The organism is uncultured Desulfovibrio sp., assembly GCF_944324935.1.
GTDB lineage: Bacteria > Desulfobacterota > Desulfovibrionia > Desulfovibrionales > Desulfovibrionaceae > Desulfovibrio.
In genome coordinates this window covers 1-10,399 of record NZ_CALUYG010000063.1, presented here as the reverse complement: position 1 = coordinate 10,399, position 10,399 = coordinate 1, and the positions used below count along the sequence as shown (strand labels likewise).

9 protein-coding genes are annotated in these 10,399 nt (G+C 63.0%); 7 read left to right on the top strand and 2 right to left on the bottom strand.

Going from position 1 to position 10,399, the window contains the following annotated elements; translation table 11 throughout:
• Nucleotides 1-178: 178 nt before the first annotated feature.
• Nucleotides 179-1,084: a DUF2333 family protein gene (locus tag Q0J54_RS11225; RefSeq protein WP_296305762.1), complete on the top strand. Its 906-nt coding sequence runs from the start codon at nt 179-181 to the stop codon at nt 1,082-1,084.
• A 242-nt stretch (nt 1,085-1,326) separates the two neighbouring features.
• Entirely contained in the window at nt 1,327-2,124 is a 798-nt protein-coding gene (locus Q0J54_RS11220) for a MipA/OmpV family protein (protein WP_296305760.1), read from the top strand.
• Between the two features lie 62 nt (nt 2,125-2,186).
• On the opposite strand, the gene Q0J54_RS11215 is transcribed toward Q0J54_RS11220, so the two are convergent.
• Complete coding sequence (locus Q0J54_RS11215; protein ID WP_296305758.1) at nt 2,187-3,335, bottom strand: metallophosphoesterase; 1,149 nt, start codon at nt 3,333-3,335, stop codon at nt 2,187-2,189.
• Nucleotides 3,336-3,908: 573 nt separating this feature from the next.
• Nucleotides 3,909-4,874: a LysR substrate-binding domain-containing protein gene (locus Q0J54_RS11210; protein ID WP_296305756.1), complete on the bottom strand. Its 966-nt coding sequence runs from the start codon at nt 4,872-4,874 to the stop codon at nt 3,909-3,911.
• A gap of 271 nt (nt 4,875-5,145) precedes the next feature.
• Here Q0J54_RS11210 and Q0J54_RS11205 point away from each other — a divergent pair, with 271 nt between their 5' ends.
• The 5 genes from Q0J54_RS11205 (at nt 5,146) to Q0J54_RS11185 (ending at nt 9,879) form a co-directional block, all read left to right on the top strand.
• Nucleotides 5,146-6,288, top strand: a complete 1,143-nt coding sequence (locus tag Q0J54_RS11205) for an ABC transporter substrate-binding protein (RefSeq protein ID WP_296305754.1) — start codon at nt 5,146-5,148, stop codon at nt 6,286-6,288.
• A gap of 157 nt (nt 6,289-6,445) precedes the next feature.
• Entirely contained in the window at nt 6,446-7,339 is an 894-nt protein-coding gene (locus Q0J54_RS11200; RefSeq protein WP_296305752.1) for a branched-chain amino acid ABC transporter permease, read from the top strand.
• Nucleotides 7,339-8,379 (top strand): branched-chain amino acid ABC transporter permease, encoded by a 1,041-nt coding sequence (locus tag Q0J54_RS11195; protein ID WP_296305750.1) that lies wholly within the window; start codon nt 7,339-7,341, stop codon nt 8,377-8,379. Before Q0J54_RS11200 ends, Q0J54_RS11195 begins: the two co-directional genes overlap by 1 nt.
• The gene (locus Q0J54_RS11190; protein ID WP_296305748.1) at nt 8,376-9,164 is read left to right on the top strand and encodes an ABC transporter ATP-binding protein; all 789 of its coding nucleotides are present in this window, start codon (nt 8,376-8,378) and stop codon (nt 9,162-9,164) included. Before Q0J54_RS11195 ends, Q0J54_RS11190 begins: the two co-directional genes overlap by 4 nt.
• Nucleotides 9,157-9,879: an ABC transporter ATP-binding protein gene (locus tag Q0J54_RS11185; RefSeq protein WP_296305746.1), complete on the top strand. Its 723-nt coding sequence runs from the start codon at nt 9,157-9,159 to the stop codon at nt 9,877-9,879. Before Q0J54_RS11190 ends, Q0J54_RS11185 begins: the two co-directional genes overlap by 8 nt.
• Nucleotides 9,880-10,399: the final 520 nt, after the last annotated feature.

Sequence of the window (10,399 nt, the reverse complement as noted above, 5' to 3'; positions counted from 1 at the left end):
GCTCGTAGCTCAGCTGGATAGAGCAACAGGCTACGAACCTGTAGGCCAGGAGTTCGAATCTCTTCGGGCGCGCCACAGAAAACAAGCGGTTACGGAATTGCCCGTAACCGCTTTTTTCGTTATGGTGGATGCACTTTCCCCGCCGCCGGGCGGTACACGCCAGACGTAGGAGTCTTACATGAATGCCATGAGCAAGGTTCGCGTGGTCATCAAGACGCTGGCCGTACAGGTCTGCCTCTTTATCGGGATCATTCTTCTTATGTGGGGGGCACAGACCCTGTACGGAAAGATCGACCGCACCACCTTCCCCGATGCCGTCAGTCTGCCGGAAAACGCCGCGCAGCTGTCGGAGAACGAAAAGGGCAAGCTGCTTGTCGATGCCATCACCCACCAGCTGCGCCGGGAACTGGATTCCACGTTCGGCTGGACCATGAACGATATTCTGTTCAACCGCTTCTTCCTTGATAACCGCGCCTACCGGCAATACGGCGTCTACCACGCCACCAAGGTGCTCATGGATCTCTATTCCATGGAGATCGCCAAGCTGGGCACCAATGACCGCGAAAACGCGGACCTGTACAACGCGCGGCTCAACAATTTCGCCATCGACCCGCGCAGCTTCATGTTCCCCTCGGCCGAAGGGCAGTACACCAAGGGGCTGAAGCTGGTGGAGAAGTACAAGGCGGATCTGGATGCGGGCAAGGCCGTCTACAACTGCCGAACCGACGATCTGTACGCGTCGCTCACGGTGGTGGTGGGCCAGAATATGCTCGGCTATGCCCTTGGCCTGCTCTCCGATGCGCAGGATCTGTCCTTTGCCACGCTGGATAACCGCATCTATGAAGCGCAAGGCATGGTGCTGGTCATCCGGGATTTTGTGAAGGCCCTGTATGAGCTGTACCCCGAGATCCGCGACAAGAACAATGAGGACAACATGCGGGCGGCCATGGAGTATCTGGACAAGATCTGCATGTATGATCCGCTCTACATCACCTCGGCGTTCAATTCCGGCGAGCTGATCATTTCCTATCTCATGTTTGCCCGGAATCGTCTGGAGGATATCCGCGACAGCCTGCGCATTTAGAGGCTGGACAGGCAAGGGGCGCGGCCGTTCCCGCACGGCCGCGCGTCCTGCCGGGCCATGTGCCACGCACGCCGGGCAGGCGATGTGGCACGGGCGTTCGGCGGCGCGCGGCGCCCGTCAAAGGCCCGGAGAAGATCTGTTGTCGTTGTTGCCGTATCGCCGGCCGCACCTGCCGCTCCCTGCGGGACAGGGCGGCCATGCTGCCGGAATGCGCCCGGCGGCGATGAAACAAGGAGTCCATCATGCTGAAATACGCGCGCGCCGCGCTGTTCTGCCTGGCATGCAGCCTGGCCCTGACCATCCCCGCCCGGGCCGAAGGTGGGCAGGGCACGTCCTTTTTCGACAGCATCAATGCCGTGCTGTCGGGTTTTGACGTCGGCCTTGGCGGCACGATCATCACTTCGGAATACAAGGATACCCGTCTGGCCGGCAGCACGCTGCCCCTGCTCGGCTACGAAGGGGAATATTTCTATCTGCGGGGCGTATCCGGCGGGCTGCATCTGTACCGGACGTCCTGGTTTGAATTCAATGCCCAGGTCTCCTATCTGCCGCAGCACTTCTACGCCGACAACAGCGACGACTGGGCCATGCGCCGGCTGGATGACCGCTATTCGAGCATGCTTGCCGGCCTCAACACGCGCATCACCACCCCGTACGGCATCGTGGCCGCCACCGTCTCCACGGATGTGCTGGGCTACAGCAACGGCGTCATTGCGGACGCGAGCTACAGCTACCCCTTCCGCCTTGCCCGCGTGGCGCTTATCCCCACGGTGGGCCTGCAATGGACGGATGCCAATTACAACGACTACTATTACGGGATAAAAGCCAGCGAGTCCCGCCAGAGCGGCCTCCGCGAGTACGCTCCCGAGAGCTGCCTGTCGCCTTACGCCGGCCTGACGGCACGGTTGCAGTTTACGGACCACGTCAGCGGCTTTGCCTCGGCCCGGGCGCTTTTCCTGAATCAGGAAATAACCGACAGTCCTCTGGTGGATACCGGCGAAAAGTACAGCTTCAGCCTGGGCGTCATGTACAAATTCTAGAGCGTTGTGCTCTTGAAAAAGGCAAAATGCGTGGGGCGGCACAGCGTCGGCCGCCCGCTTGTTTATGGTCTGGCGGCGTCTGCTGCGGCGGGCGCAAGGTCGATGACCACGATCTCCGGGGGCGCGCCAAGCCGTATGGGGAGCTTGGAGAAGCCCACGCCCGTGGTGACGTACACCAAGCTTTCCCCCGCCTCGGAAGTGTGCCGGGAAAGCCCCGTGGGCGTTCCGTAGGTCCGCTTCAGCAAAGGCTCGACTATGCCGATCTGGCCGCCATGCGTATGTCCCGACAATTGCAAATCAAAATGGCCGACGCTGCCCGGCAGCAGGTGCGGACGATGCGTCAGCGGCACAAGCAATGAGCCGCACGGACGGCCCGCGGCCAGTGCGGCCACGTCAACATCCGTATTTCCCTTCTGGGCGCGCACATCGGGATCGTCTATGCCGAGCAGGGCAAGCGGGCCCAGGGGCAGCAGCTCGTCGGCCAGTACGCGGATCCCGCAACTTTCCACAAAGGCCAGTGCGCGTTCATGGCCGCCGAAGGCATCGTGATTGCCCAGCACGGCAAAGACGCCGAGCCGGGCCCGGAGCTGCCGCAGGGCGTCCCGATCGGCGGAGGTTCCCTGCAAAGCGTCATCGAGGATGTCGCCACCCAGGAGGATGATGTCCGGCTGTTGCGCGTTGATGGCGGCCACGGTCCGCCGCAGGAAGGATATGCCCGTTTGCGGGCCAATATGCAGATCCGCGGCAAAGACGATGCGCAGCCGTTGCGCGCCGGCATGTGCGGACAGCGGCAGCTCAAGACGGCGTACCTTCAGATCGTGCGCCTCATGGAGGCCGTAAGCGTACAGCCCGGCGCAGACGAGCAGCAGGAGGAGCAGCTTGCGTCGTGCCGCCGGGGAGAGCGGCTTCCCCGAGCGGGTAGAGCGTCCGCGTCCCAGCCGCCCTCCCAGGGCGGAGAGATCCTTGCCGAGAACAGCCAGCAGACAGAAAAAAGCCAGCGGCTGCCAGACGGCACCCGTGCGCGCAAAAATCTTCTGCGCCATGCTCCCGTCGGGCAACAGGCCGTGGATATACGGAAACAGGCCCATGACCACGAAAAACGGAAACGCCGCCAGGACAAGGCGGCGTTTTTTCGTATGGCGCAGCAGTGCGGAATACAAATAGCCATGCGACAGCATATAATAGAGCAGCGTGCGGGGCAGAAATTCCATGAGGGCTCCCTTGCGGAGGGCTGTGCCGGTCCGGCGGAAGGTGCGCCTTGACCGTCTGGGAATTCGGCGCATGTTGCCGGTACGGCGGGAAGGTGAGGGTCTCTTATGCTGAGGGTATGTCCTGGAAAGGAAATTTCAAGATGCAGAGCGCATTTTTTTGTGACGCCGGCGTGCGGCTGTCACCCGGCGTCCGGCATGGACACCTTCCGGCATCCCGCGCAAGGCGGATACGTTGTGATCTTTTATGCCGTCAAACCGGGAAGGCAGATCCATCCCGGCACGGCGCAACGCAAATGCCCTGGCAGATGCGCTCGGACGTCGCCCGCTCACGCGCGGCCGGCAGGACCCCTGCAACGTGAACATGCCTTATCGGCGGCAATGGCGCAAAAAGGGGCGTTCCCCCTCTGGCGGCGGGGGAGGCCGGTTTGGGGGGCTCCGGGGAACCGGCGGGCAAGGGGAGGGCGCGCGCCGCCTTTTTCCTTCCCTCCTCCCTGAAAAGCCAGAGGAAGGGGGAGGGGCCTTGCGGGCATCGGCAGCGGCGCGAAGGCGATGTGTCCGGCGCGCCGATACGCCTCAGGCGCTTTTCGAACCGGCCAGCCAGTGCAGGAAGGCCAGCAGTACGGCCGAGGGCTGGCGCGTGCGTGGCCAGGCGGCGTAATACGCATGCCCCGTGGCGACCGGCAGCAGGGCCGGGAAAGGCATGATGAGGCGCTTTTCCCGCAACAGGTTCTCCATGAGGCGCGTCCGCCCCAGCGCCACCCCCAGCCCGTAGGAGGCCGCCAGCGCCGCGCCGTAGGCCGTATCCAGCGTCATGCTGTGGGCCTTGTCCAGCTTGAGCGAGTTTTTTTCGGCCCATTCCTGCCATTCTGCCGTGACCGTGCTGTAATGCCAGGGGGCGCAGTCATGGAGCAGGGTGCAGCTTTCCAGATGTTCCGGGCGTCCGTACAGATCGTGCGCCTCGGCATAGGCCGGCGTGCAGACAGGCACGGCCAGCTCGTCCATGATCTTGCGGGATTCCAGCCCGGTGAAGGCCCCGCTGCCGTAGTACAGCGCCACATCGACTCCGGACTGGTGGGAGAAGTCCGTCGGCGTATTGCCCGTGCGTACGGTGATCCGCAGGCTCGGATGAGCGGACTGGAAGCCGGGCAGCCGCGGCAGCAGCCAGCCCAGCGCGATGCTGGGATGCGCGTAGATGGTCAGGCTCGACAGTCCTTCGTTGTCCAGCAGCCGGTTGACTTCGGCACGCATTTTGGCAAGGGCCGCCTCGTACACCTCGCGCAGGCGCTCGCCCTCCACGGTCAGGGTGACGGAGCGCGTCAGCCGGTTGAACAGCGGAAAGCCGAGCACTTCCTCCAGGCGGGCGATGCGATGACTCACCGCGCCGGGCGTCAGGCACAGATTCTTGGCGGCCGCCTTGAAGCTGAGGTAGCGGGCGGCGATGACGAAAGTTTTGATGTTGATGATGTGATTGTCGTCGCTGAGGACAGCCGCTATGCTGCGGGCGTGCTGCCGGGCGACGGGATCGTCGGCGTAGTTCATGCGAGACCTTGTCTGAAGGAACGGGGCGCATCGAAAGCGATGCTCTGCGTATCATCACGCACGCGGGGCGCAGCGTCAAGAGGTGACCGGGCCGGAAGCGTCGCGCGGGACGCGGCGCGGCCAGGCAGGCACATCCCCGAAGGGCGTGCACGCCTCGGCGGGTCGCCCGGAGCGCTTTGCAGACAGGAAAAAATCGTGTAAGGTTGCCGAAGGTGGCGAATGTATGTCGCCAAATTAATTTTATTCACCCATAATTACGGGAGATTCACCTATGAAGTTGGGCAAACGTCTCGCTGGACTGGCCATGCTGGCCCTGACGCTCGGCTTTGCCGGCCAGGCTGCGGCTGCGGAACCGATCAAGATCGGCGTGTATCTGCCGCTGACCGGTCAGAACGCCTTTGGCGGACAGCTGGAACTGGAAGGCATCCAGCTCGCGCACAAACAGATGCCCACCGTGCTTGACCGTCCCATCGAGCTGGTGGTGGTGGACAACAAGTCCGACAAGGTCGAGGCCGCCAATGCCGTGAAGCGCCTCACTGAACGGGACAAGGTGGTCGCCCTCATCGGCACCTACGGTTCCTCGCTGGCCATGGCCGGCGCCGAGATCACCGAAAAGGCCAGGATCCCCGGCGTGGGCACTTCCTGCACCAATCCGCTGGTGACCATGGGCAAGAAGTATTACTTCCGCGCCTGCTTCATCGACCCCTACCAGGGCGCCGCGGCGGCCACCTATGCCTTTGAGAACCTCGGCTTCAAAAAGGCCGCCGTGCTCATGGACATGACCAACGACTACGCCGTGGGCCTGGCCAACTTCTTCTCCCGCTCCTTCAAGAAGCTGGGCGGCGAAGTGGTGGCCAGCCTCAAGTACAGCTCCGGCGACCAGGACTTCACGGCCCAGCTCACCGAACTCATCGCCAAAAAGCCCGACATCGTCTTCATGCCCGCCTACTTCGCCGAAGGCGCCATCATTATGAAGCAGGCCCGCGAACTGGGCGCGACCTTCCGCCTCATGGGCGCCGACGCCATGGACAACCCCGATACCGTGAAGCTGGCGGGCAAGGCGGCCGAAGGCTTCCTGCACACCACCTTCCCCTATGACCCGACCATGCCCACCATGAGCGGGGAAGCCAAGAAGTTCACCGACGCCTGGAAGGCCGCCTATCCCGAAAAGGACACCAACGTGAACGGCGCTCTGGGCTACAACAGCTATTTTATGATCTATGACGCCATCAAGCGCGCCGGTTCCGCCGACCCCGAGGCCATCACCAAGGCCCTGGCCGCCACCAAGGATCTGGTGACCCCGCTGGGTACGGTCTCCATCAACGCCACGCATGACGCCGAGATGCCCGTGGGCATCATCGAATACAAGGACGGCAAGCGTGTCTATGTGGGCGAAGTGACGCCCAAGCAGTAACCTTCTTGCGTGTTTTCACCACGGCCCGCCGGGACGGACATCCCGGCGGGCCGACGACCGCGCCCCGGCAGGAGGGGAGAGCGGCCGGACGCCGCCGCAGGCGGGCCAGAGGCCCGGCTGGCGCATTTTGACAAATCTCTTCGTTCCAGGTGGCCTCATGACCCTTGAAATGTTTTTTCAGCACTGTTTCAATGCCCTGACGCTGGGGTCGCTCTATGCGCTCATAGCCATCGGCTACACCATGGTCTACGGCATATTGCGGCTGATCAACTTTGCCCACGGCGATATCCTCATGGTCGGGGCCTATTTCGTCTTTTTCGGCACCTTCGCCTACGGCTGGCCGTGGGGGCTGGCGGCCATCCTGGCCATCGTGGGGGCCAGCGTCATCGGCGTGGCCATCGAGCGGGTGGCCTACCGGCCCCTGCGGGACGCGCCGCGCATCTCCGCGCTCATCAGCGCCATCGCCGTTTCCTTCTTCATCGAAAGTCTTGCCGTGGTGGTCTTTTCCGGGCAGCCACGCCCCGTGCTCCAGCCGGAATGGCTGATCTCCGAATGGCAGCTCGGACAGGTCCGCATCCCCACGCTCACGGCCTTTGTCCCCGCCATGACGGCCATCCTTGTGGCGGTGCTGCTCTTTGTGGTCTACAAGACCAAACCCGGCCTGGCCATGCGCGCCATCTCCAAAGATATCGAGACCACGCGGCTCATGGGGGTGCGCGTGGACAACATCATCGCCTTCACCTTCTGCATCGGCTCGGCCCTGGCCGCGGCCTCGGGCATCATGTGGGCCCTGCGCTATCCGCAGGTGCATCCTTACATGGGCATCATGCCCGGCCTCAAGGCTTTCATCGCGGCCGTCTTCGGCGGCATCGGCTCCATCCAGGGGGCGGTCATCGGCGGACTGGCCCTGGGCTTTGTGGAGATTATGACCGTGGCCTTTCTGCCGGAGCTTTCCGGCTACCGTGACGCCTTCGCCTTCATCCTGCTGGTGCTGGTGCTGGTGATCAAGCCCACCGGCCTGCTGGGCGAACGCATGGAGGAGAAGATCTGATGCGTTTCAACCTTACCACACTTGGCAATATCCTGCTCATTCTGCTGGTCGGGGGCGGGCTCTGGCTGGTGGAGCGCCATGAACTCATCGGCGATTACCAGATCTACATCGTCAAACTCATCTTCATCAATGCCATCCTGGCCCTGTCGCTCAATCTCATCTACGGCTTCACCGGGCTGTTTTCCCTGGGGCATGCGGGCTTCATGGCCATCGGGGCCTATGTGGGCGCGCTCTGCACCCTGCTGCCTGAGCAGAAGGAGATGATGTGGATCCTCGACCCCATTATCTGGCCCTTCTCCGTGCTGCATACGCCCTTCTGGGTGGCGGTGCTGGCCGGGGGCGTGGTGGCCATGCTCTTTGCCGTCGTCATCGCCGTGCCCGTACTGCGCCTGGGGGATGACTATCTGGGCATCGCCACGCTGGGCTTTGCGGAGATCATCCGCGTGTTCATCGTCAATATGTCCTCCGTCACCAACGGCTCGCTGGGCATCAAGGGCATCCCCGCCGAAGCGACGCTGCTGACCTGCTACGTCTGGATGATTATCACCCTTATTGTGCTGGCACGGCTGCTCTTCGGCAATTTCGGTAACGTGCTGCGCTGCATACGCGACAATGAGATAGCCGCCAACGTCATGGGCATCAACGTCTTCAACTACAAGGTGCTCTCCTTCTGTCTGGGCGCCTTCTTTGCCGGTGTGGGCGGGGCGCTGCTGGGCAGCCACCTTTCCACCATCGACCCCAAGATGTTCAATTTCCTGCTGACGTTCAACGTGCTCATGTTCGTGGTGGCCGGCGGGCTCGGCTCCCTGACCGGCAGCCTGCTGGGCGCGGGCATCATCACCATCCTGCTGGAATGGCTGCGCGCCATCGAGGAACCCATGGACTTCGGCCTCTTCGAGATCCCGGGCATCCCCGGCATGCGTATGGTGGTCTTTTCGCTGATCCTGCTGCTCATCATCCTGTTCCGGCGCGAGGGCATCATGGGCACACGGGAGCTCACCTGGAAGAGCCTGCGCCGCCTGGGGAGGAAGAAGGCATGAGCGATTCGCACGACATCCTCTTGCGCGCCGAAGGCGTCACCATGCGCTTTGGCGGGGTGACGGCCGTGTCGGACATGTCCCTGGCCATCCCGCGCGGCAGCATCGTGGGCGTCATCGGGCCCAATGGCGCGGGCAAGACGACCCTGTTCAACGTCCTGAGCGGTTTCTACACGCCGCAGGAGGGGCAGGTCGTCTTTGGCGGCAAGAGCATCAAGGGGCTTGCCCCCTACCGCGTCTGCCGGCTGGGCATCGCCCGTACCTTCCAGAACATCCGGCTCTCCGCCCAGATGTCGGTGCTGGAAAACGTGATGGTGGGCTGTCATGTGCGCCGCCGCTGCCCGTGGTGGATGGCCCCGCTGGGCCTGCCCATGTACTACCGGGAGGAAGAGGCCATCCGGGAAAAGGCCCTGCGGCTGGTGGAGCGGCTGGATCTGCTCGCCTACAAGGACGAAAAGGCGTGCAGCCTGCCCTACGGGGCACAGCGCCGGCTTGAGATCGCCCGCGCCCTGGCCACGGAACCGAAAATGCTGCTGCTCGATGAGCCCGCGGCGGGCATGAACCCCCAGGAAAGTCTGGATCTCATGCATTTCATCGGCCATATCCGCGACGAATTCGGCCTGACCATCCTGCTCATCGAACACGACATGAAGGTGGTCATGGGAGTGTGCCGTCATATCTGGGTCATGGAATACGGTTCCCTCATCGCCGAGGGCGACCCTGACGCCATCCGCCGCAATCCCGAAGTGATTCGCGCCTACCTGGGGGACGAGGTGAACAATGCTTGAAATTCGTGATCTGCATGTGCGCTACGGCGGGATCCAGGCCGTGCAGGGGGTGAATCTGTCCATCAGGCGCGGCAGCATCGTTACTCTGGTGGGGGCCAACGGCGCCGGCAAGAGCAGCATCATCCGCTCCATCGCCGGACTGAACAAGACCATCAGCGGCGAGATGACCTTCACCCGCAAGGAAGGAGATACGCCCGTTTCCCTCATGGGCCTCAAGCCGGAGGACATGGTGCGGCGAGGCATCTCCCTCTCCCCGGAAGGGCGGCGCATCCTGCCGCATCTGACAGTGGAGGAAAACCTGAAGCTGGGCGCGTATATCCGCAACGATCGCGAGGGCATCAGGGAGGACATGGAGCGCGTGTACGAACTGTTCCCCCGCCTGCGCGAACGCCTCTGGCAGAAGGGCGGTACCCTGTCCGGCGGCGAACAGCAAATGCTGGCCGTGGGCCGGGCCCTTATGAGCCGGCCGGACATGCTCATGCTGGACGAGCCCTCGCTGGGACTGGCACCGCTGCTGGTGCGGGAGATCTTCAACATCATCCGCCGTATCAATGAGCAGGGCATGACCGTCCTGCTGGTGGAGCAGAACGCCTACGCGGCCCTCAATGTGGCCCATTACGCCTACATTCTGGAAGTGGGCCGCGTGGTGCTGGAAGGGACCGGACAGGAACTGCTGGAAGATCCCAAGGTCAAGGAAGCCTACCTCGGCGGGTAAGGCCTGATACGCTATCTGCTGTTTCCTGGGGGGAAGGGGGAACCCTTGCGTTGCTGCCGATGCCCGTAAGGCTCCTGCGTCGCCTGACGGGCACGGCCTTATGGGTCGCCCGCTGGGTCGCTCGCCAGCGCGCAAAGTGGGCCCCTTCCCCCCAGCTCCCCATCTCCTCCCCAAACGCGCCTTATTACGCGAATGTCACGCCGTCGTGACACATGAGCTTTCCCCGGTTCCTGCCCGTCGTGCCATGAAGAGAAGAGCGCCCGTCACCTGCGGACACGAGCCGTGCCGGGAAGGGAACGCCTGCGTGTGCGGGGCGTTTTTGCCCTGCTGCCGGGGGACCTGCGGCCGAAGGACGGCTGTCGCGGGGAGCTTCTCCCTGCCATCCTCCAGAGCAAGAGTTTTTGCGGGAGGAAAGGGGGTGCGGGGGAAAGGAGGGGGCTTTTTTCGGCAGATTGTAAATTGAAAGTTAACAGAGGGCTTGCCAAAAAACGAAAGCCCCATGACAGTTGTTTTGCAAACA